Consider the following 22,114-nt stretch of genomic DNA (forward strand, 5'->3'; position numbering starts at 1 on the left):
CCTTTAAATTCCGTCGCGTTCCAGCGGGCAGCTCATGCAGCGCGCGCCGCCGCGGCCGCGTCCGAGTTCGTCGCCCGGGATGGGCAGCACGGTGATACCCGCTTTGTCGTACTTCTCGTTGGTCCAGACGTTGCGCTCGTAGCCGATCACCACGCCGGGGCGGATGGTCAGCACGTTATTGGCGTCGTTCCACTGCTCGCGTTCGGCCTCAAAGGCGTCGCCGCCGGTGGTGATCAGACGTACCTGGTTAATGCCGAGCGCCTTCTCGATGGCGTGCAGCAGGTCGGTTTCCTGGGTACGCAGCAGGCCGCCGCGTCCGTCCGGGGTGAGCGTCCAGCACTGGGCGTCTTTGCGCACCACTTCCGGGTAGACGGAGAAGGTATCCACGTCGATGTGGGTCATGACGGTGTCGAGGTGCATGCAGGAGCGGTGTTTTGGCAGCTCAACGGCGATCACTCGCTCGGCCTGACGGTGTTTGAACAGGCTGTTGGCGAGAAATTCCACGCCCTGCGGCGTCGTACGTTCGGACATGCCGATTAATACCGCGCCGCGGCCAATCACTAATACGTCACCGCCTTCTAAGGTGGCGTGGTCGTAATTAATATTCTCGTCGCCGAAATACTTAATAAAATCGCCGTCGGCGAACGCCGGGTGCCAGCGATATATTTCCCTCAGGTTATTGGTTTCGCGCTGACGGGCCGGTTTGGCCATCGGGTTAATAGAGACGCCGTTATAGATCCAGCAGGAGGTATCACGGGTAAATAAATGGTTTGGCAGCGGCTTCATAATAAAATCATTCGCCGTGTGGGTATCTACCACCATATTTTTAATCGCCGCCGGAATTTCACCGTAGGTTAATCCGCCGCTCAGCCTGCGCGCCAGTTCGCGGTGCGGCATATCCGCCAGCCAGCCGCGAACGTCGCCGGCAAAGGTGGGGCCGAGACGATAGTCGGAGATTTGCGTCTCCAGCAGCCAGGCCTTCGCCTCTGCAATATCAAGGGTTTGTGTCAGAAGGTCGGTCAACAGCAGGACTTCCACACCCTGCTCGCGCAGCGTGTTTGCGAAGATGTCATGCTCCTCACCCGCCCGCTCAACCGAGAGCACGTCATCGAAAAGCAGCTCCTGGCAATTCGATGGCGTTAAGCGTTTCAGACTTAAATTTGGGCGGTGCAGCATAACGCTACGCAATTGACCAATTTCAGAACCGACGTAATGCTTTTCCATAATTATTCCTTTAACTGTTTTTCAGAATAAAAAGGGCATGCGCCATGTAACGTATTTAATTTCATGGCGGCTAAGCTCAATTGATTTCGTGATTCATACTAGGCAGTTAAATAATCTGTATTGTGATGTTGCTCACGCGAAAATGGATATTAAGGGATTTGTTTTCATTTGCATGATTCGCATCAGATAATGATTAATTTCATATTATTGATGGGTGAATAGCTAAGCAGGATTCGGTGGCATTATTTGAGGTTGTTATTGTTTTGTAGATTTTAATCTTTTGACATATATTGTTATGTGACTGATTTTAAACGATAAGATTCATGGGTAAGAATGGCTATGCAATTAACGTAATTAACTATTTTGCACTTAAGAAAAATCAATAAATAATTATGGTTTTTTAGAGCAAATTATCAAAACAGTAAAGTGTGAGGCGGCATGGGGTTTTGTTAATTAGAGAGCATGATCAAGAGGTTAGAACAGCCGTGCGATAAGCGCCGATCGAGGTTATGCATAACCCCTGCATAATTGCCTGGGCAGGATTAACAGCAAATTAACACCATTCCCGATAAACATGCGTTCGCGCAAAACCCGTCTAAAAAGCGCTGGTATGGCAGCCTTAACTCTCGTATAAGAGATAAAAATGAAACGTTGTTTTACATAGAGGAATTTCACATGATTATCGGCAACATCCACCATCTGCACTCCTGGCTGCCTGACGATCTGCGTCAGGCCATCGAGCACGTTAAAGCCCACGTCACCGACGCCACGCCGCTCGGCAAGCACGACATCAACGGCAGCAGCCTCTTTTATCTGGTCTCGGAAGACATGACCCAGCCGTTCGCCGAGCGCCGCGCCGAGTACCACGCGCGCTATCTGGACATCCAGATAATCATGAAGGGCCAGGAGGGGATGACCTTCAGCACACTGCCGTACGGTACGCCCGACACCGACTGGCTGGCGGACAAAGACATCGCGTTCCTGCCGGAAGGCGAGCAGGAGAAAACCGTGGTGCTTAGCGAAGGGGATTTTGTGGTGTTCTGGCCGGGTGAGGTGCACAAGCCGCTGTGCGCGGTGGGCGCGCCTGCGAAGGTCAGGAAAGTGGTTGTTAAAATGCTGGTGGAGTAACCCTGACCCCTCACCCTAACCCTCTCCCCGTGGGAGAGGGCCGGGGTGAGGGCACCAGACCGCACCCACGCAATATGTGATCCAGCTTAAATTTCCCACACTCCCTCTTCCCTTCCCATTTACCTGCGCTTTTCCTGCGTCATAGTATGATCGTTAATTTAATGAACGATGTTCTATAATGTAGAACAAAATAATTCAGCAAGGAGATCTCATGCCGCAGTCCGCGTTGTTTACGGGAATCATTCCCCCTGTCTCCACCATTTTTTCCGCCGATGGCCAGCTCGATAAGCAGGGCACCGCCGCGCTGATCGACGATCTGATCGCGGCAGGCGTTGACGGCCTGTTCTTCCTGGGCAGCGGCGGCGAGTTCTCCCAGCTCAGCGCCGAAGAGCGTAAAACCATTGCCCAATTTGCTATCGATCGCGTCGATCGTCGCGTACCGGTGCTGATCGGCACCGGCGGCACCAACGCCCGGGAAACCATTGCGCTCAGCCAGCACGCGCAGCAGGCGGGGGCGGACGGCATCGTGGTGATCAACCCTTATTACTGGAAAGTGTCGGAAGCGAACCTGATCCGCTATTTCGAGCAGGTGGCGGACAGCGTCACGCTGCCGGTAATGCTCTATAACTTCCCGGCGCTGACCGGGCAGGATCTGGCCCCGGCGCTGGTGAAAACCCTGGCCGACTCGCGCAGCAACATCGTCGGCATCAAAGACACCATCGACTCCGTCGCCCACCTGCGCAGCATGATCCACACCGTCAAAGCCGCCCATCCGCACTTCACCGTGCTGTGCGGCTACGACGATCATCTGTTTAATACCCTGCTGCTCGGCGGCGACGGGGCGATTTCGGCGAGCGTCAACTTTGCCCCACAGGTGTCGGTGAATCTTCTGAAAGCCTGGCGGGATAAAGACGTGGCGAAAGCGGCTGAGTATCATCAGACCCTGCTGCAAATCCCGCAGATGTATCAGCTGGATACGCCGTTTGTGAACGTCATTAAAGAGGCGATAGCGCTCTGCGGTCGCCCTGTCTCGACGCACGTGCTGCCGCCCGCCTCGCCGCTGGACGAGCCGCGCAAGGCGCAGCTGAAAACCCTGCTGCAACAGCTCAAGCTCTGCTGAGCCGGACGATAACCATGGCCATCGAGAAAATTTTCACCCCACAGGACGATGCGTTTTATGCGGTGATCACCCACGCGGCGGGGCCGCAGGGCGCGCTGCCGCTGACCCCGCAGATGCTGATGGAATCCCCCAGCGGCAACCTGTTCGGCATGACGCAGAACGCAGGAATGGGCTGGGACGCCAACAGGCTGACCGGCAAAGAGGTGCTGATTATCGGCACCCAGGGCGGGATCCGCGCCGGGGACGGACGCCCGGTTGCGCTGGGCTACCACACCGGGCACTGGGAAATCGGTATGCAGATGCAGGCAGCGGCGAAGGAGATCACCCGCAACGGCGGGATCCCGTTTGCAGCTTTCGTCAGCGATCCGTGCGACGGGCGCTCTCAGGGCACGCACGGCATGTTCGACTCCCTGCCGTACCGCAACGACGCGGCGATCGTGTTTCGCCGTCTGATCCGCTCTCTGCCCACGCGGCGGGCGGTGATCGGCGTCGCCACCTGTGATAAAGGGCTGCCCGCCACCATGATTGCCCTGGCCTCGATGCACGACCTGCCGACCATTCTGGTGCCGGGCGGGGCGACGCTGCCGCCGACCGTGGGGGAAGATGCGGGCAAGGTGCAGACCATCGGCGCGCGCTTTGCCAACCACGAACTCTCCCTGCAGGAGGCCGCCGAGCTGGGCTGTCGCGCCTGCGCCTCGCCGGGCGGCGGGTGTCAGTTCCTCGGCACGGCGGGCACCTCGCAGGTGGTCGCGGAAGCGCTGGGTCTGGCGCTGCCGCACTCCGCATTGGCCCCGTCCGGGCAGGCGGTGTGGCTGGAGATTGCCCGCCAGTCGGCGCGGGCCGTAAGCGAGCTGGATAACCGCGGCATCACCACGCGCGATATCCTTACCGACAAAGCTATCGAAAACGCCATGGTGATCCATGCGGCGTTCGGCGGCTCGACCAATTTACTGCTGCACATTCCGGCCATCGCCCACGCGGCTGGCTGCACAATCCCGGACGTAGAGCACTGGACGCGCGTCAACCGTAAGGTGCCGCGCCTGGTCAGCGTGCTGCCCAACGGCCCGGACTATCACCCGACCGTGCGCGCCTTCCTGGCGGGCGGCGTGCCGGAGGTGATGCTCCATCTGCGCGATCTCGGCCTGCTGCATCTGGACGCCATGACCGTCACCGGCCAGACGGTCGGCGAGAACCTCGACTGGTGGCAGGCGTCCGAGCGACGTAAGCGCTTCCGCCAGTGCCTGCGCGAGCAGGACGGCGTGGAGCCGGATGACGTGATCCTGCCGCCGGAGAAGGCAAAAGCGAAAGGGCTGACCTCAACGGTTTGCTTCCCGACGGGCAACATCGCGCCGGAAGGCTCGGTGATCAAGGCCACGGCGATCGACTCGTCGGTCGTCGGTGAAGATGGCGTTTACCGCCACACCGGTCGGGCGCGGGTGTTTGTCTCGGAAGCGCAGGCGATCAAGGCCATCAAGCGGGAAGAGATCAAGCAGGGCGATATCATGGTGGTCATCGGCGGCGGGCCGTCCGGCACCGGCATGGAAGAGACCTACCAGCTTACCTCCGCGCTGAAGCATATCTCGTGGGGCAAGACGGTATCGTTAATCACCGATGCGCGCTTCTCGGGCGTGTCAACGGGCGCCTGCTTCGGCCACGTGTCGCCGGAGGCGCTGGCGGGCGGGCCGATTGGCAAGCTGCGCAATAATGACATTATTGAGATAGCCGTCGACCGACTGACATTAACAGGTAGCGTGAACTTTATCGGCAAGGAGGACAACCCGCTGACGCCGGAGGAGGGCGCGCGCGAGCTGGCAATGCGGCAGACGCACCCGGACCTGCACGCCCACGACTTTTTGCCGGACGACACCCGCCTGTGGGCAGCATTACAGTCGGTCAGCGGCGGCACCTGGAAAGGCTGTATTTATGACACCGATAAAATTATCGAGGTAATTAACGCCGGTAAAAAAGCGCTCGGCATTTAATTATTTTTCACGCGATTGTCGTCTACGGAATATATTCCGTGGACGGCTTTTGCTTGTCTTTATTTTATTAATTTAAACAATAAGTTGTGATATATCGCTGGCGTCACAAAAGCAAAATAACGTAATTCAGAAATAAGATATGACCATTGCTGGTTAATTGAACAGCTCATTACACTCCATTAACACGATGTTGTAATTCAGCACACTACATAAGGGTGTAATTCTGATGACGCAATTAACCATGAAAGACAAAATTGGCTACGGGCTGGGTGACACCGCCTGCGGCTTCGTCTGGCAGGCCACGATGTTCCTGCTGGCCTACTTCTACACCGACGTCTTCGGCCTGTCGGCGGGCATTATGGGGACGCTGTTTTTAATCTCCCGCGTGCTCGACGCCGTGACCGACCCGCTGATGGGGCTGCTGGTCGACCGCACCCGCACGCGGCACGGCCAGTTCCGCCCGTTCCTGCTGTGGGGCGCCATCCCGTTTGGCATCGTCTGCGTGCTGACCTTCTACACGCCGGACTTCTCCGCGCAGGGCAAAATCATCTACGCCTGCGTGACCTACATTCTCCTTACCCTGGTCTACACCTTCGTTAACGTGCCGTACTGCGCCATGCCCGGCGTCATCACCGCCGACCCGAAAGAGCGTCACGCCCTGCAGTCCTGGCGCTTCTTCCTGGCAGCGGCGGGGTCGCTCGCCATCAGCGGCATTGCCCTGCCGCTGGTGAGCATCATCGGCAAAGGGGACGAGCAGGTGGGCTATTTCGGCGCCATGTGCGTGCTGGGCCTGACCGGCGTGGTGCTGCTCTACGTCTGCTTCTTCACCACCAAAGAGCGCTACACCTTTGAGGTGCAGCCGGGCTCGTCGGTGGTGAAAGATCTCAAGCTGCTGCTCGGCAACGGCCAGTGGCGGATCATGTGCGCGTTCAAGATGATGGCGACCTGTTCCAACGTGGTGCGCGGCGGGGCGACGCTCTACTTCGTCAAATACGTGATGGATCACCCGGAGATGGCGACCCAGTTCTTACTCTACGGCAGCCTCGCCACCATGTTTGGCTCGCTCTGTTCGTCCCGTCTGCTGGGACGCTTTGACCGCGTCACTGCCTTCAAGTGGATCATCGTCGCCTACTCGCTTATCAGCCTGCTGATTTTCGTCACCCCGGCGGAGCATATCGCCCTGATTTTTGCCCTCAACATCCTGTTCCTGTTCGTCTTCAACACCACCACGCCGCTGCAGTGGCTGATGGCCTCTGACGTGGTGGACTACGAGGAGAGCCGCAGCGGTCGCCGCCTCGACGGGCTGGTGTTCTCCACCTACCTGTTCAGCCTGAAGATTGGCCTGGCGATTGGCGGGGCGGTGGTGGGCTGGATCCTGGCGTATGTGAACTACTCCGCCAGCAGCAGCGTGCAGCCGGTCGAAGTGCTCACCACCATCAAAATTCTGTTCTGCGTGGTGCCGGTGGTGCTCTACGCGGGCATGTTCATCATGCTGTCGTTCTACAAGCTCACCGACGCCCGCGTGGAGGCCATCAGCCAGCAGCTGATCAAACACCGCGCGGCGCAGGGCGAGGCCATTCCCGACGCCGCGACAGCCGCATCCCATTAACCGGAGGCAATATGGAAATCACCAACCCGATACTCACCGGCTTTAATCCGGACCCGTCCCTGTGCCGCCAGGGCGAGGACTACTACATCGCCACCTCGACCTTCGAGTGGTTCCCCGGCGTGCGCATCTACCACTCCCGCGACCTGAAAAACTGGTCGCTGGTCAGCACCCCGCTGGACCGCGTGTCGATGCTGGACATGAAGGGCAACCCGGACTCCGGCGGCATCTGGGCGCCGTGCCTGAGCTATGCCGACGGTAAATTCTGGCTGCTTTACACCGACGTGAAGATTGTCGACTCGCCGTGGAAAAACGGCCGTAACTTCCTTGTCACCGCGCCCTCCACTGAGGGACCGTGGAGCGAGCCGATCCCGATGGGCAACGGCGGGTTTGACCCGTCCCTGTTCCACGACGACGATGGCCGCAAATACTATATCTACCGCCCGTGGGGGCCGCGCCACCACAGCAACCCACACAACACCATCGTGATGCAGGAGTTTGATCCGCTGACCGGCACGCTCTCGCGCGAGCGCAAAACCCTGTTTACCGGCACGCCGCTCTGCTACACCGAAGGCGCGCACCTGTACCACCACGCGGGATGGTACTATCTGATGGTCGCCGAGGGCGGCACCAGCTACGAGCACGCCGTCGTGGTGCTGCGTTCAAAAAATATCGACGGGCCGTACGAGCTGCACCCGGACGTGACGATGATGACCAGCTGGCACCTGCCGGAGAACCCGCTGCAGAAGAGCGGCCACGGCTCGCTGCTGCAGACCCACACCGGAGAGTGGTACATGGCCTACCTCACCAGCCGCCCGCTGCGCCTGCCCGGCGTGCCGCTGCTGGCCGCCGGCGGGCGCGGCTACTGCCCGCTGGGGCGCGAGACCGGTATCGCCCGCATTGAGTGGCGCGACGGCTGGCCGTACGTGGAAGGCGGCAAGCATGCGCAGCTGACCGTGAAAGGCCCGCAGGTGGTGGAACAGCCTGCAGCCGTTCAGAGCAGCTGGCGGGACGATTTCGACGCCAGTTCGCTTGACCCGGAACTGCAGACCCTGCGCATTCCGTTCGACGACACCCTCGGCTCGCTCACCGCGCGCCCGGGCTATTTACGGCTCTACGGCAACGACTCGCTCAACTCGACCTTTACCCAGTCGACCGTGGCGCGCCGCTGGCAGCACTTCGCCTTCCGTTCAGAAACGCGGATGCAGTTTTCGCCGGTCCACTTCCAGCAGAGCGCGGGGCTGTCCTGCTACTACAACAGCAAAAACTGGAGCTACTGCTTTGTGGACTACGAGGAGGGGCAGGGCAGAACGATTAAGGTTATCCAGCTCGACCACAACGTACCGTCATGGCCGCTGCACGAGCAGCCCATTCCGGTGCCGGAGAGCGCGGAGAGCGTCTGGCTGCGGGTAGATGTGGATACGCTGGTCTACCGCTACAGCTACTCGTTCGACGGCGAGACGTGGCACACCGTGCCGGTAACGTATGATGCGTGGAAGCTGTCGGACGACTACATCGGCGGGCGCGGCTTCTTCACCGGCGCGTTTGTGGGGCTGCACTGCGAGGACATCAGCGGCGACGGCTGCCACGCGGACTTCGACTATTTCACCTACGAGCCGGTCTAACGGCTCAGGCCGGGTAGCCCAGCGCGCGTGAGAGCTCGAGCCCGGCCTGCTGAAGCTGCTCGCGGAAATTAGCCAACTCCGCGTCGTCCACGCGGGAGGTCAGCGTCGACAGGCTCAGGGCGGCGATGACGCGAGATTCATGGTTCCACACCGGCACCGCCACGCAGCGCACGCCCTGCTCGTTCTCTTCGCGGTCCAGGGCAAAACCCTGATCGCGGGTCTGCGCCAGGGCGGCCACTAAGGCTTCGCGAGAGGCGAGGGTCGCGGGCGTAAAGGTGGTGTACTGATAGCCCTCCAGCAGGGCGTTCAGCTCGGTCTCGCCCAGCCAGGCAATCAACACCTTGCCGATGGCGGTGGCGTGAACCGGCAGGCGGCGGCCAATGCGCGAATAGGCGATGGCGGCCAGCTTGCCTTCAATCTTCTCGATATAGACCCCTTCACGCCCGTCCAGGATCCCCAGATGGGTGGTCTGCCCGGTCCGCTGGGACAGCTCCGTCAGCCAGCCTTTCGCCTTCTGGCGAATATCGATGGAGCCCACGACAAAATGACCGCGCTCGACCAGCTTCATGCCGAGGCGATACTTACCGTTCTCCGGGTTCTGATCGATATAGCCATGAAGCTGGAGGGTTTTCAGCAGCGAGTGGAGGGTACTCTTGCTCAGCCCCATCAGTTTGCTGATGTCGGTGATCTTAAGCTCGGTGGCCTGCTCGTTGAACAGGTCGAGGATCTGCAAAGCACGTTCAACAGACTGAATAATCGGCATAATGCTGGTATGTCCACGCTGGAATTAAGGCGAAAACGTACCTTTTTCAGGGTGAAAAATCAATTGAGTAGAGCGGGTTGTGGGAGAAAGGGCATCAGCCGCATCGTCGCCTGATTCGCCCGGCGGCGCAGCGCTTGCACGGGCCTACGGGTTTTGTAGACCGGGTAAGCGCTGCGCCACCCGGCAAAAAGAGCGCGCAGTATCAATATTATTGCCGGTACGTCGTTTGGCTCAGTTCGGTATAGTCAGGTTTCTTGAAAATTCAACAGCAGAAACTGACTGTACCTTCCATAAGTTGTCTTCTTTAACCATGCAGTCTATGACTATGTGGTCCTGCTTTTTACCGAATGCAATGTATACGTTGACACAGACTGGATCGGTATCCCCGGCTATGGCTGTTACATTCTGCGGCCAGTCATCGCCGATGTATTGCGCTTTTAAAAATATATCGGCCTCGTAAAACTCTTCGTCTGCATAGCGAGGATCCTGCGCGTGACGGAGTTTTTTCATTGTTGATGCTGTGACATATTTATCTATTTCGTTTCCATCAGTAATGGGAAATACGTCTTTGTTGATTTGATTTACGTACCAGCTGTTAAATTTTACAGCACGCTCAATCGGGTCAGAATGGCCGGCCATAGCAGAGAAAGAAAACAGGCAGCAAAGAAGTAAGGTGCTTTTCATATCAGTAGTGCCTGTAAAAGGTGATTTTTGGCTGTATCTTCCGATATCTCTGGCCGGGATAAAGACTATTCTGTTTAAAATCTGAATACCAGGTACCCGAACCGTCATAGATGCATGCATGCCCGTTCTGATGCGCACCAGGCAATGCGTCAATGACTGCAACATCACCCTCAATGAGGGTGCCGTACACCTTGCTGAATCCTGCTTTCTCAAGAGAGCGCCAGAAGTTTTTTGCATCAGCGCCATTAATTTCTAATCCTCCGGCGCGGATAGCCGCGGCTACGGCGCGAGCGCAGTAACCCGTGCTGTAATGGTGCGCGTGGCTGCGAGCATAAGACACAGCCTCGTGCTTATTCCATGACATACAATCATCCTTATTAATGAAATGAAGTAATAAGGAAACATTACACCGAATATATACAATGTTTTGTAATTGATAATGACCTGATATTAACCATTATCTACTCAGTAAATAATGGTTAATAAAAATATAAATATCTATTATGGTTAATGCCTATCTGAGAAAGCGTCAGTAAAATGTATTTTTCTGTCAGACGATAACGCTGTTGTCGTTTTTAGGGTTTTCTCCCTCTCCCCGTGGGAGAGGGCCGGGGTGAGGGCACCAGACCGAAGAGGAGTCAATCACTCCCCAAGCGTCGCCACCATCACCGCCTTAATCGTATGCATCCGGTTTTCCGCCTGGTCGAACACGATGCTCGCCGCCGACTCAAACACCTCGTCCGTCACCTCCATCCCGCCGTGCAGGTCGAACTCCTTTGCCATCTGCTTGCCGAGCGTGGTCTGGTCGTCATGGAACGCGGGCAGACAGTGCAGGAACTTCACGTTCGGATTGCCGGTCAGCGCCATCATCTGCGCGTTCACCTGATACCCGCGCAGCAGCGCGATACGCTCCGCCCACTTCTCTTTGGCTTCACCCATCGACACCCACACGTCGGTATAGATAAAGTCCGCGCCCTTCACGCCCGCCGCCACGTCTTCCGTCAGCGTGATTTTCCCGCCGTGCTTCTCCGCCAGCGCGCTGCACTCCGCCACCAGGCTCTCTTCCGGCCAGCAGGCCTTCGGGGCCACCAGGCGCAGATCCAGCCCTGTCAGCGCCGCCGCTTCCAGCATTGAGTTGCCCATGTTGTTGCGCGCGTCGCCCGCATAGACCAGCGTCATCTCGTTAAACGCCTTGCCCGGCAGGTGCTCCTGCATGGTTAGCAGGTCCGCCAGCAGCTGGGTCGGGTGGAACTCGTTGGTCAGCCCGTTCCACACCGGCACGCCCGCATACTGCGCCAGCGTCTCGACCACTTCCTGGCCGTGGCCGCGATACTGAATGCCGTCGTACATCCGCCCGAGAACGCGCGCGGTGTCCTTAATTGACTCTTTATGCCCAATCTGGCTGCCGCTCGGCCCTAAATAGGTGACGCGTGCGCCCTGGTCAAATGCGGCAACTTCGAAAGAGCAACGGGTACGGGTCGAGTCTTTTTCGAAGATGAGCGCGATGTTTTTACCGGTAAGTTTTTGTACTTCCTTGCCCTTTTTCTTATCGGCTTTGAGCTGTGCGGCAAGGGTCAGCAGAGAAGTGAACTGTGCAGGGGTAAAGTCGAGCAATTTCAGAAAGTGTTTCTTGTACAGATCAGACATTTTATCCTCACATGGCGAACGCCACTTATTGAATTAAAATTCACTTTATATGTGTAATTATTCATTTGCAACCCCGTTTCACAATTCTTTCTTACAAAGGTGGAGGCAAACCCGTCCGTGTGTGAAAATAGAAGTATCTGCCGCACTTTAAAGAGGATTGAGCCATGGCAAACCCGGAACACCTGGAAGAGCAACGCGAAGAGACGCGCCTGATTATTGAAGAGCTGCTGGAAGATGGTAGCGATCCGGACGCGCTGTACACCATCGAGCACCATTTCTCTGCGGATGATTTCGACGCGCTGGAAAAAATGGCCGTGGAAGCCTTCAAGCTGGGTTACGAAGTGACCGAGCCGGAAGAGCTGGAAGTGGAAGAGGGCGACACCGTCATCTGCTGCGACATCCTGAGCGAAGGCGCGCTGAAGGCGGAGCTGATCGACGCGCAGGTAGAACAGCTGATGAACCTGGCCGAGAAGTTTGACGTGGAATACGACGGCTGGGGAACCTACTTCGAAGATCCGAACGGTGAAGACGGCGAAGAAGGCGACGACGAAGATTACGTCGACGAAGACGACGACGGCGTGCGTCACTAAGCGTTTCAGGCGGTGGCCCGCGCCACCGCTTTTTCAAGGCAGAACCATGGATTACCCGCAGATACTCGCCCCCGTACTCAGCTTCCTCCAGTGCCCGACCCCGCAAGCATGGATTGATAAAGCCCGCGACCCGGCGAACCTGCCGCTGCTGCTCACCGACCACATGGTGTGCGAGCTCAAGGCCGCCCAGACCGCGCTGCTGCTGGTGCGTAAATACGTCGCCGACGAAAGCGGTGCCGACGCGCTGCTCGACTGGCTCAAATCCTACGAACAGTTCGCCTTCCGCGACGGCCCGGAGCCGGACTTCATTGCCCTGCATAAGCAGATTGGCAAAAGCGTGATGCCCAAAACCGACGACCCGTGGGGCCAGGCGCTCATCGACAGCATGGTGCTGCTGATTAAAGAGGAGCTTCACCACTTCTGGCAGGTGCGCGAGGCGATGCTGGCCCGCGACATTCCGTACGTCAAAATCACCGCCAGCCGCTACGCCAAAGGGATGCTGAAGGACGTGCGCACCCACGAACCGCTGACGCTGATCGACAAGCTCATCTGCGGCGCCTACATCGAAGCCCGCTCCTGCGAACGCTTCGCCGCGCTGGCTCCGTACCTCGACGACGACCTGCAAAAGTTCTATCTCTCGCTGCTGCGCTCGGAAGCGCGCCACTATCAGGACTACCTGACGCTCGCCCGGCAGGTGAGCGACGACGATATCTCACCGCGCATAAAGCTTTTTGGCGAAATTGAAGCCACACTTATCTCGACACCGGACAACGAGTTTCGCTTCCACAGCGGCGTGCCGGTGTAAACCGGCACAACTCAAGGATAAGGATGCGAGATGAATAAAACGTGGACCCGTATTGTTATTGTCGTCATTGCGGCTGCCGCCGTGGCGTTCTGGGTGTTTTTCGACAGGCAGCGCGCCCCGGAACGGCAGATGGATAACGCCCTCAACGCGATGCCCGCCTGGCAGGTGATTAAGGAGCAGGAGCCCGCGCTGCATCAGCGCATCCTCGACCAGATGGCCGCCCTGCAAAAAGCGGGCGAGCCGGAGCAGCAGATTATCGACACCATCCAGCCGCAGATCCTGCATCTGCAGATGTCGCGCCTGCAAAACGCCCCGGACGCCAACGTGGTGAACTACATGACCATCAATATGGAGCAGACCGCCGCCATCCAGAAGGTGAGCGACGACGCCTGCTTCCGCTTCCTCTACCCGATGGTGAAGGGCGGCGTGAACCCGATGCGCATGCTGGATAAAGACCTGATGACGCGGCGCATGCAGGCCGACGCCGACATGATGCGCGCGGCCTACGGCAAAAACCGCCACACCGTGACCCCGGCCGAACGCGAGGCGGCCGTCGAGGATGTGCGACCGATTATGAAGGCGCTTGCCGATAAGTACGGCGAGGACATCCAGCTGCTGCAGATGCCTGAGAAGGCGGCGGGCAAAGAGAAGCTCTCCTGCGATATGGTGCAGGAGATGTGGGCCAAGGTGCTGGCGCTGCCGGAGCAGAAGGCGGCGAGGGTGATTCGACTGGCGGTGTCTGAGCTGGAGTGAAAGGGCGCTGGTTTTTTGGGCACTTAGCGTGGGTTTCGCGCGTCGTCGCTTGCATGGCGGCGCGCGACAGGTATAATCCACAACGTTTCCGCATCCCCTTCAGTGCCGAAGTGGCGAAATCGGTAGACGCAGTTGATTCAAAATCAACCGTAGAAATACGTGCCGGTTCGAGTCCGGCCTTCGGCACCATTAGTACTTCCAAGACCATCCGAGAAAGTCCGCCAAACCCTTTAAAATCAATGCTTGCAGCGATTTTCCTGTCCCGAGTTGTCCGAGGTAGTCCGTTGAAATCCGGATGTCATTGGGGGCATAATTGGGGGCATCTTAACTTCGATTAGAAATGTGCCCCCAAATGAAGCTCAACTCCAGACAGGTCGAGACCGCAAAGCCAAAAGACAAAACCTACAAAATGGCCGATGGCGGCGGTTTATATCTCGAGGTTTCGACCAAGGGTTCTAAATACTGGCGCATGAAATACAGACGGCCCTCTGACAAAAAAGAGGATCGCCTCGCTTTTGGTGTTTGGCCTACGGTGACGCTTGCTCAGGCAAGAGCTAAGCGCGATGAAGCTAAAAAGCTATTAGTACAGGGCATTGACCCAAAAGCCGAACAGAAAGAAGCTCAAGCCGAGAATTCAGGGGCGTATACTTTCGAAACCATTGCTCGCGAATGGCATGCCAGTAACAAGCGCTGGAGTGAAGACCATCGATCGCGCGTTCTTCGCTATCTTGAGCTTTATATTTTCCCTCATATCGGTTCATCCGACATTCGCCTGCTCAAAACCAGTCACCTGTTATCCCCGATTAAAAAAGTTGATGCCAGTGGTAAGCATGATGTTGCGCAGCGTCTTCAGCAGCGCGTCACGGCCATTATGCGCTACGCCGTACAGAACGATTACATCGACTCTAATCCAGCCAGTGATATGGCTGGGGCTTTATCGACAACCAAAGCACGACACTATCCAGCTCTACCTTCCAGCCGCTTCCCAGAGTTTCTTGCGCGTCTTGCTGCATATCGTGGCCGTGTAATGACAAGGATCGCGGTAGAACTTTCATTGCTAACTTTTGTGCGTTCAAGCGAGTTACGTTTTGCGCGCTGGGATGAATTCGACTTCGATAAGTCTCTTTGGCGAGTACCTGCAAAACGAGAAGAAATTAAAGGTGTGCGTTACTCGTATCGTGGTATGAAGATGAAAGAGGAGCATATCGTTCCTCTCAGTCGACAGGCGATGGTCTTGTTAGAGCAACTCAAGCATATTAGTGGTGATAAAGAGCTGCTATTCCCGGGGGATCACGACGCAACTAAGGTTATGAGTGAAAATACAGTAAACAGTGCATTGCGTGCGATGGGCTATGACACGAAAACCGAAGTCTGCGGGCACGGATTTAGAACAATGGCGCGAGGTGCTTTAGGTGAGTCAGGGTTATGGAGCGATGACGCGATAGAGCGACAGTTGAGCCACACAGAGCGTAATAATGTGCGGGCGGCCTATATTCATACTTCTGAGCATTTGGATGAACGGAGGTTAATGGTGCAATGGTGGGCAGATTATCTTGATCTAAATAAAATAACTGAAGTGTCGCCATTCGATTTTGCTAAAAGTAGCTAACCCTCTGGCTGTTGTTACCATAAATGATGCAGTGATTATTTATTACCACTGCACCATTTGCTTTACCTAATATTTAGGCTTGTGCTCGTCTTCCCGGTGGTGTAGGGATTACATCGCCCGACTCTCTCGAGTTGAGCCAATTCGACCACTGTTTTAAGCTGTTTCCGAATCGCTTTAGACTGGAATCGCTCCAATTAGCCCCATGTTTTTTAGCTATGTAACTAGCAAGGCTAATATTATTTATATTCGGTTCGCTATTTATTTTTTCAATGCAAGTTTTCATGCATATTTCATTGGATGCATTTACCCATATAGCTTCTAGTGGTGAGTTATATTTCGACATTAATTCATGTTCTATATGAATTTCTTTCTTTAGAATCGATATTAAATTAAATCTTAATAATACAGTTAGCGCGTTTTTGCAGCCATCATCTTGAATTTGTTCATAAGTTTTACCTTCTTGGATTAGTTTGTAACACTCATAAACTAAAAGTGGTGAGGCATTAGGAGCAAATATTTCACTCTTATGCCCCTTGGTTCTTTTTTGCCAGGAAGCAACAGCCTGTTGTATTGTTCCTTTATCTTGAACGATGTAGATATTTTTTTGCTGAGATATGTATCCTGCCATATGCAAATAGCGAGATAGCCTTCGAGCATAAACACCCCAAGTTGGCTGGCTGTGGTGCGCTTTCGGCAGGCTTTCTTTCAAAACTTCAATTAATATGTTGATGTCAATGATTTTACCAAAATATTTTTTGTACAGTTCTATTTTGAATGAATGCTTTCCAAGTCGCTCGCGTATTTTTTTTAGAAATTCGTCTTCACTTTTTGACGTAATAGCAGAATTTAACTTAAAACTAGAGCCATTTCGCTCAGCTATGTTAAACATTACTAAGTCAGCTCCAATGTTCAACATTGTCGATTCTTTTATTCCTGCCTTTAGTGATATTTCATGAGATGAAAGATAATTTTTATTATCTAGTTCATTGGCAATGTTAACGATGGTTCGATAATCAGAGGTTGGGACATAGTTGTAAGGGATTACAGGTAATTTCTTTGTGACTAAATAATCCTTGAATATATCCCAGTAGATATTGAGTCTGTCGCCACTTTTAATCACCATTCTTTTGTTTACTAAATTACTTACATCTGCCGCACTTGATAGTTCTATTATTTCGCTCCAGTCGGCTGGGGCTTTGCTAGCAATTAAATCAAGGCAAGTTTTTTCTGATGGAGTCAGTAAGTCAAGATCGTTGGTAAATAACTTCTCTACATCAAGTTCAACCGTAGTGACTTCATTATTTCCTGCTTTCTTGATGTTTTCCCTCAAATTAATACAAAGCTTTTTCAGAAGCCATGGAAAACCTTGGCAACTGTATGTTATCTGATTTCTGATAGCGGGTGTTAGCTTGTGATTAAATTCTTTTTCAAATGTGGTAATGGATTTAGATATTTCACCACCATCGAATAAACTTAATTTAAATTCTTTTCTTAAGTCAGAAAGATTATGCCACATATGATACGCTGGATGATCTTGCTGAGTAGTACTGTCAGTCTTCCATGCAAAACCAAGCGTTAAATTCCCTTTATAACCGGCCACCTCAAGCATTAAGCTATTCGCAGAGTTAAATACACTAAACAATTCAGGTTTTGAATAAAGCTCTTCGAATTGATCAAAGATAATACATATAACTTTATCCTCGGATTTGATGCTTTCGAGATATTCAGCTATAGATTCTGAGGAAAAATGATTTGTTGGGTCTGTAAGAGATAAATCAATTTTTTTGCCAAACCCATTTTCTTGTGCCAGCTTTAGCGCTTGCAATAGTGCGGATGTGATATATGAGGGTGATTTTGCACCACGAATATCTACAGCATAGACAAAGTATTTTTTATGATAATGTTTGTTTTTTGACCTGTCCCTGATTTTAGCGATTAAAGAGCTTTTCCCTAAACCCGAGTTCCCGGTTATTGCAAATATTCTAGTGTTAGTTTTCCCTTCTTTTACATTTGCTAAAAAACCTAGAATTTCTTTTTGCATATCGTCCCGACCAACAAAATCCTTTGGTCTTGCAGGTCTATAATCATCCCAAGAATCGCCTATTTGGACTTCAACTACATTTGTAATACCTTCAGTTTTGTCAGGTAGAACTGATATGTCATCATCTTTTTTTCCTACGGATAAATCGTAGTCTGTGATTGTCGCTTCAAGTTTAGATATGTTTTCTAAAGTGGCACTATCATTAACTAAATTACCAGAAGTAGCATTAAATAATAATACTCCTTCAGGAACGCCACCTTTTAATGTATAAACAGCCCAAAACCTTCCAAATTTACTTATTAAAAGTGTCCAACTACCTAAATTATCTTCTGATCCTATGAAGTCAATAGCTTTGTCAGTTGGAGGTTTTTTAATTACGCCTGCGGAAGTAAGCGATTCAATTACTCGTTGAGGTGTGTAGAAGCTGAATTTAGAAGATTTTTCTTTAGGTTTTTTTGATATAATATCAACTATCCCTAGAGCATCCTTGCCGAACTCTGAGGTTGAAATTATCCAGCCTTCAGAATAATCATGTAAATCGACCACGCCCATAAGTTTATTTAGAATCGGTGCGCTAATTTTTTCTTTTTGAGCCTTGCATTCAACATAAATTTCTTTTGAGTTAACTTTGTGTTTACATAATAAATCTAACTCGGCACCTGTTACTCTTAATTCTTGTGCGACTTCGTAATTTTGTGCCGAAAGCAGATCCTTTATAAGCCCTTCGAAAAGATCGCCTTTTTGTTTTGTCGTATCAGTGTTTTCTGTTGCAACTTCAATTTGCATACATTTGTCCTGAGTTTTTTGAAAAGGGGGCAGTGTGTAGAGTGTTTAATATACGTTTTTCATCTTTGCACTCCAAGCATCTTTTTCTGGGATGGCGCGCAATGCTCTCCCCGCCACGCCTGCCCGCTTAAGGGGGCGCTTTTAATGCAGGTGCATGACAAGCCTCAGGGCGCGCCAGTGCTGGCGCTGGCGGGGGATTCAGTGTCGGTAAAACGCATGCAAAACCATGCACCTTATGCATGCATGGCTTTTATACGTAAAAATGGCGGGATTTTCGTGAATTTTTGAATGGACTACTGCGCGGGCAGCTCTGCGCGTCGGCGGGTGTAATTCAGGTTCTGTGCGGGTGTGAATTTTTCACGATTATCATCGCGCGAGGCCGCGTCAGGCCTGAATCCGATGGCCGTTAAAATGTCATTATCCTGCGCCGAATAATTAATTTTTTCACCGGCGGCCAGCCAGACCTGCAGCGCCTCACGCAGACAGTCGAGTGAGTGCTGCATGGCGCAGCGCTGAATGGCGGAATGCTGCCCGGAATAATTCATCAGCTCCGGGGCAAGGGCGGCGGTCAGCTCCGCGCCGTGCGCCTGCATAAAATCATTCAGCCGGTTACGGATGCTGATTCGCTGCACCTCCTCATGCGAGCGGATATAACGCCCGGCAGCCTGATTTATTTCCCACTTTTTCACATCGATAATTTCGCGCAGGGTTTGCAGGCTCCGGCCGCTGTGGCCGTTACCGGCAAGCTGTTCACGGTACGCCTGTTCGGCCTGCTTCAGTTCATCCCGGCGTTGCAGCCAGGCGGATTTATTTGCCTGACAGGCCTCAAAGGCTTTCTGTAGCGTCAGTGTGGTCACGTATGTCTCTCCTGATGTCTGACCGTGCTCACGCACCGGCACGGTTAACGGTGGCCGCCGGTGCGGGTACAGGGATAACCGGCTCAGTAACCGGTGAACGGATAATCCCGTCAACGGATTCAAGCGTACGGAAGGTCGCCGAGCACTCGACGTTCACGCACTGGTGATAGCGCTGTTTGACGTTCTCAGACAGATAGCGACTGGTGCGGGCGTGCGCACTGGTTTTGCAGAACGGGCAGTGAAACATGCTTATACCTCCGCTTTTGTCTCGCCATTATCAGCCAGTTTTCTGGCGAGCATCATCCTCTTCGCCGGGCTGCGTAACAGCTCCATATCCACACCGTTAATCTGCGGTCGGTGCATGCCCGTCACAGACAATACCGGCTCCTGCTTCATATCGAAGTGATACAGGCTGCCCTGACGGCTCAGTGCATCGCGCAGCTCGCCGACGGCCACGGACTGGGGGGCTCTGTCACCCTGCATTTCGAGGGCGCGAATGCGCAGCAGGAAAGCACGTATGAGCGCGACGGGGAGCGTGTTGACAGCCTGAGCCCATTCCGCACCGGCATAAGTGGTAAAGGCATCGTCATGCGCTGACAGGTATTTACTGGCGGTGGAGCAGGCATTCAGCATGGAGCGTGTCCGGTCTGTCTCCAGCTCCGCAATCAGGCCGGTGAACTCGTCGGCCAGCTCGCGACTGGCGATACGCTTGCCATGCTCAGCTTTCATTTCAGGGGTGAGATTGCCGCGCAGGGTGCGGAAGCGACTGCGCCAGTCCAGCTCCGCTTCTGCGCTCTCATCGAGAGCGGTCTGCCGCTCCTGCTTACAGCGTTCAATGGACGTATCAATCTCTTTCAGTACCTGCATGCTGGCCGCGTGGGTGTCTCTGGCCGTAGTGAATGCGCTCAGCTTGTCGGTGATGCGCTGGCTGTTCTCTGCGTACTGCTGAGCGGCAACGTCTTGCAGGGCGGTAATGACTGTTTCGGGTTTCATGTTCAGGCTCTCCGTTTATTCAACCTGAAATGATTCTGCCCTTCATCACACAACATCTCGATTCATTGCAGTTGTGGCAGCTCTGGCACAAACAACACTCAAAACCCGGCTTGCCAGAGAAAGGTCTCAGCAAAACCTTGCTCATCGTTTGTTTTTTTACTTATAACTATTCACCACTGTTCACCTTAAATAAAAATATAAGCAATACAGTAAGATAAAGGATGAACAGTTGACGGCATGACTGTTCACCGTCTGTTCACCACTGTTCACCCTCCTGTTTTGCTCTGTCCATACCACTTAGACTTTATTTCGATTAAAAATGAAAAATGTATAACTAAAAGCAATAGAAATTGCTGCATTGTAATGCAGTGATTTGCATATGTTTGCCAGCGTTTTCCTTTGTTTGTCATAGCGAAAAGTCAATGTTTGTTTCCCCAAAAATCTCACATGACCTGAGGAAAAATATAGACATAATAAGGAGCTACCCGAAGCCGGACGGACATGACCGGCACTGTATGGACTTTATGAGGTAGCCCGATGCACACCGCTTTTTCTTCCCCGTCTTCTGCCCCTGCCGCACCACTGATGCCGGTTTCTGATGCCGTTCAGGAGCGCTTTATCCGCCTGCCTGAAGTGATGCATCTGTGCGGCCTGTCCCGGTCAACCATTTACGACCTCATCAGCCGCGAGGCTTTCCCGAAACAAATCAGCCTGGGCGGCAAAAACGTAGCGTGGGCGCAGTCTGAAATCACGGCATGGATGGCGGATCGTATTGCCGAACGCAACCGGGGCTATGACGCATGATGATGACCGTTCAGCAAACAGACCCTTTTTCTGGCTTGCTTCTTTTCGCCGTTTCCAGGTATAGTTTTCCCGCTGTCGCAAAATCGGCAGCCGGGATTGGCGTCCCGTTTACAACATTGGCGACACCGGACGCGCCTTGCGTCTTTTTTTGTGTCTATGCCTCAGCGCATCCATTTTTGATCCAGAGATTTATCTGTCTATGGATCCTTCGTGTAATGGTGGCTCAGGCGGGGGCTTCTCACGAAGCGCCGGTTTCCAATGTTGCCGGTTACGCCAACCCCGTCTGGGCTACCACCAGTGAAATTGGCGTTTCCAGTGGTAGCAGTCACATGCAAACATTGGAGGTTGCCACTATGGCTACGACCCTCACCCCGTCACACCCGCAATTCGTCTTTGTGTTTGCCGCCGTTCGTCGTGCAGACCGTAAACCCCGTATCTGTATGCTCCGCACCGTTGCCGGTGATGAACACGCCGCACGCCTGTCGCTCGTTCGCGACTACGTCCTCTCGTTTGCCGGCCGTCTGCCGGTTGCGGAGGTGCGCGCATGAGACACACCACCATTACCGCCCGTGACCTCGAATGCCTTGAGCACATGCGCAATGTCGGCCAGCTCGTCAATGAGCTGATGCAGGTACAGGATTGCGCCACCGTTCGTCGTGATCCTGCGCAGCAGTCGCAACTCACCTCCGTGATTTACCTTATGACCGCCCAGCTCGACGGCGTGGTAGAGCGCTGCAATCAGCGCTGGCTGACCGGGGAGGGCAACGTATGAAAAAGCCATTACCGCCCGTATTACGCGCCGCGCTGTATCGTCGCGCCGTGGCCTGTGCATGGCTGACGGTATGCGAACGCCAGCGCCGCTACCCAAACCTCACCCTCGACGCGCTGGAGAGTGCGATTGCCGACGAGCTGGAGGGCTTCTACCTGCGCCAGCACGGCGAGGAAAAAGGGCGTCAGATTGCTTGTGCACTGCTGGAAGATTTAATGGAAGCCGGACCACTCAAGGCCGCGCCCTCACTGTCCTTTCTCGGGCTGGCCGTGATGGATGAACTCTGCGCCCGTCACATTCAATCGCCTGTTGTGCACTGAGGGAGAAA

General features: G+C 54.1%; 23 protein-coding genes and 1 tRNA gene. 15 read left to right on the plus strand and 9 right to left on the minus strand.

Annotated features, from left to right (window positions below):
* Positions 1-3: 3 nt before the first annotated feature.
* A complete protein-coding gene (gene arcA, locus FOY93_RS02515; protein ID WP_143344588.1) occupies positions 4-1,224 on the minus strand; it encodes an arginine deiminase in 1,221 nt (406 codons plus the stop codon).
* 675 nt (positions 1,225-1,899) lie between these two features.
* On the opposite strand from arcA, the gene FOY93_RS02520 reads away from it, so the two are divergent.
* The 5 genes from FOY93_RS02520 to FOY93_RS02540 all read left to right on the plus strand — a co-directional run bounded on the left by FOY93_RS02520 (position 1,900) and on the right by FOY93_RS02540 (position 8,685).
* Positions 1,900-2,352 carry a YhcH/YjgK/YiaL family protein gene (locus FOY93_RS02520; RefSeq protein WP_143344589.1) on the plus strand — a complete coding sequence of 151 codons (453 nt, stop codon included), beginning with the start codon at positions 1,900-1,902 and terminating at the stop codon, positions 2,350-2,352.
* A gap of 211 nt (positions 2,353-2,563) precedes the next feature.
* Entirely contained in the window at positions 2,564-3,472 is a 909-nt protein-coding gene (yagE, locus tag FOY93_RS02525; protein ID WP_143344590.1) for a 2-keto-3-deoxygluconate aldolase, read from the plus strand.
* 14 nt (positions 3,473-3,486) lie between these two features.
* A complete protein-coding gene (yagF, locus tag FOY93_RS02530) occupies positions 3,487-5,454 on the plus strand; it encodes a xylonate dehydratase YagF (protein ID WP_143344591.1) in 1,968 nt (655 codons plus the stop codon).
* Positions 5,455-5,680: 226 nt separating this feature from the next.
* Positions 5,681-7,063: an MFS transporter gene (locus FOY93_RS02535; RefSeq protein ID WP_143344592.1), complete on the plus strand. Its 1,383-nt coding sequence runs from the start codon at positions 5,681-5,683 to the stop codon at positions 7,061-7,063.
* 11 nt (positions 7,064-7,074) lie between these two features.
* Positions 7,075-8,685 carry a glycoside hydrolase family 43 protein gene (locus FOY93_RS02540; protein ID WP_143344593.1) on the plus strand — a complete coding sequence of 537 codons (1,611 nt, stop codon included), beginning with the start codon at positions 7,075-7,077 and terminating at the stop codon, positions 8,683-8,685.
* A 4-nt stretch (positions 8,686-8,689) separates the two neighbouring features.
* Here FOY93_RS02540 and xynR read toward each other — a convergent pair whose 3' ends face one another.
* The 4 genes from xynR to argL all read right to left on the minus strand — a co-directional run bounded on the left by xynR (position 8,690) and on the right by argL (position 11,844).
* A complete protein-coding gene (gene xynR, locus FOY93_RS02545) occupies positions 8,690-9,448 on the minus strand; it encodes a DNA-binding transcriptional repressor XynR (RefSeq protein ID WP_133293670.1) in 759 nt (252 codons plus the stop codon).
* 231 nt (positions 9,449-9,679) lie between these two features.
* Entirely contained in the window at positions 9,680-10,378 is a 699-nt protein-coding gene (locus tag FOY93_RS23940) for a DUF3828 domain-containing protein (protein WP_306434533.1), read from the minus strand.
* Between the two features lie 396 nt (positions 10,379-10,774).
* A complete protein-coding gene (argF, locus tag FOY93_RS02560) occupies positions 10,775-11,779 on the minus strand; it encodes an ornithine carbamoyltransferase (RefSeq protein WP_045339574.1) in 1,005 nt (334 codons plus the stop codon).
* Entirely contained in the window at positions 11,749-11,844 is a 96-nt protein-coding gene (argL, locus tag FOY93_RS23645; RefSeq protein ID WP_213014347.1) for a putative translational regulatory protein ArgL, read from the minus strand. Before argL ends, argF begins: the two co-directional genes overlap by 31 nt.
* A gap of 99 nt (positions 11,845-11,943) precedes the next feature.
* Here argL and rraB point away from each other — a divergent pair, with 99 nt between their 5' ends.
* The 5 genes from rraB (at position 11,944) to FOY93_RS02585 (ending at position 15,536) form a co-directional block, all read left to right on the plus strand.
* Entirely contained in the window at positions 11,944-12,369 is a 426-nt protein-coding gene (rraB, locus tag FOY93_RS02565) for a ribonuclease E inhibitor RraB (RefSeq protein ID WP_006810300.1), read from the plus strand.
* 46 nt (positions 12,370-12,415) lie between these two features.
* Positions 12,416-13,174, plus strand: a complete 759-nt coding sequence (gene miaE / locus FOY93_RS02570) for a tRNA isopentenyl-2-thiomethyl-A-37 hydroxylase MiaE (RefSeq protein ID WP_143344594.1) — start codon at positions 12,416-12,418, stop codon at positions 13,172-13,174.
* A 30-nt stretch (positions 13,175-13,204) separates the two neighbouring features.
* Complete coding sequence (locus FOY93_RS02575; RefSeq protein WP_143344595.1) at positions 13,205-13,927, plus strand: topoisomerase II; 723 nt, start codon at positions 13,205-13,207, stop codon at positions 13,925-13,927.
* A gap of 104 nt (positions 13,928-14,031) precedes the next feature.
* Positions 14,032-14,116 (plus strand) — tRNA-Leu (locus FOY93_RS02580).
* A 163-nt stretch (positions 14,117-14,279) separates the two neighbouring features.
* Positions 14,280-15,536: a tyrosine-type recombinase/integrase gene (locus tag FOY93_RS02585; protein WP_143344596.1), complete on the plus strand. Its 1,257-nt coding sequence runs from the start codon at positions 14,280-14,282 to the stop codon at positions 15,534-15,536.
* A gap of 73 nt (positions 15,537-15,609) precedes the next feature.
* Here FOY93_RS02585 and FOY93_RS02590 read toward each other — a convergent pair whose 3' ends face one another.
* Positions 15,610-18,363 carry a restriction endonuclease gene (locus FOY93_RS02590; protein WP_143344597.1) on the minus strand — a complete coding sequence of 918 codons (2,754 nt, stop codon included), beginning with the start codon at positions 18,361-18,363 and terminating at the stop codon, positions 15,610-15,612.
* Positions 18,364-18,507: 144 nt separating this feature from the next.
* On the opposite strand from FOY93_RS02590, the gene FOY93_RS02595 reads away from it, so the two are divergent.
* The gene (locus tag FOY93_RS02595) at positions 18,508-18,651 is read left to right on the plus strand and encodes an acetyl xylan esterase (RefSeq protein WP_143345700.1); all 144 of its coding nucleotides are present in this window, start codon (positions 18,508-18,510) and stop codon (positions 18,649-18,651) included.
* Positions 18,652-18,656: 5 nt separating this feature from the next.
* Here the strand turns inward: FOY93_RS02595 and FOY93_RS02600 are convergent, their stop codons facing one another.
* The 3 genes from FOY93_RS02600 to FOY93_RS02610 are packed head-to-tail and all read right to left on the minus strand — an operon-like array spanning position 18,657 to position 20,213.
* A complete protein-coding gene (locus tag FOY93_RS02600; protein ID WP_143344598.1) occupies positions 18,657-19,220 on the minus strand; it encodes a phage polarity suppression protein in 564 nt (187 codons plus the stop codon).
* A 28-nt stretch (positions 19,221-19,248) separates the two neighbouring features.
* Complete coding sequence (locus tag FOY93_RS02605) at positions 19,249-19,467, minus strand: ogr/Delta-like zinc finger family protein (RefSeq protein WP_014830132.1); 219 nt, start codon at positions 19,465-19,467, stop codon at positions 19,249-19,251.
* A gap of 2 nt (positions 19,468-19,469) precedes the next feature.
* Positions 19,470-20,213: a capsid protein gene (locus FOY93_RS02610; protein ID WP_143344599.1), complete on the minus strand. Its 744-nt coding sequence runs from the start codon at positions 20,211-20,213 to the stop codon at positions 19,470-19,472.
* Between the two features lie 537 nt (positions 20,214-20,750).
* On the opposite strand from FOY93_RS02610, the gene FOY93_RS02620 reads away from it, so the two are divergent.
* From FOY93_RS02620 to FOY93_RS02635, 4 genes are read left to right on the plus strand one after another with little or no spacing between them, the layout of a single operon-like run.
* A complete protein-coding gene (locus FOY93_RS02620; protein ID WP_023165627.1) occupies positions 20,751-21,017 on the plus strand; it encodes a helix-turn-helix transcriptional regulator in 267 nt (88 codons plus the stop codon).
* Entirely contained in the window at positions 21,014-21,565 is a 552-nt protein-coding gene (locus FOY93_RS02625) for a host cell division inhibitor Icd-like protein (protein WP_143344601.1), read from the plus strand. The genes FOY93_RS02620 and FOY93_RS02625 overlap by 4 nt, the downstream gene beginning before the upstream one ends.
* Positions 21,562-21,789 (plus strand): hypothetical protein, encoded by a 228-nt coding sequence (locus tag FOY93_RS02630; protein ID WP_017692848.1) that lies wholly within the window; start codon positions 21,562-21,564, stop codon positions 21,787-21,789. Before FOY93_RS02625 ends, FOY93_RS02630 begins: the two co-directional genes overlap by 4 nt.
* A complete protein-coding gene (locus FOY93_RS02635) occupies positions 21,786-22,106 on the plus strand; it encodes a DUF5375 domain-containing protein (protein WP_047721534.1) in 321 nt (106 codons plus the stop codon). Before FOY93_RS02630 ends, FOY93_RS02635 begins: the two co-directional genes overlap by 4 nt.
* Positions 22,107-22,114: the final 8 nt, after the last annotated feature.

This window comes from Enterobacter sp. 18A13 (assembly GCF_007035975.1).
In the GTDB taxonomy this organism is placed as follows: domain Bacteria; phylum Pseudomonadota; class Gammaproteobacteria; order Enterobacterales; family Enterobacteriaceae; genus Enterobacter; species Enterobacter vonholyi.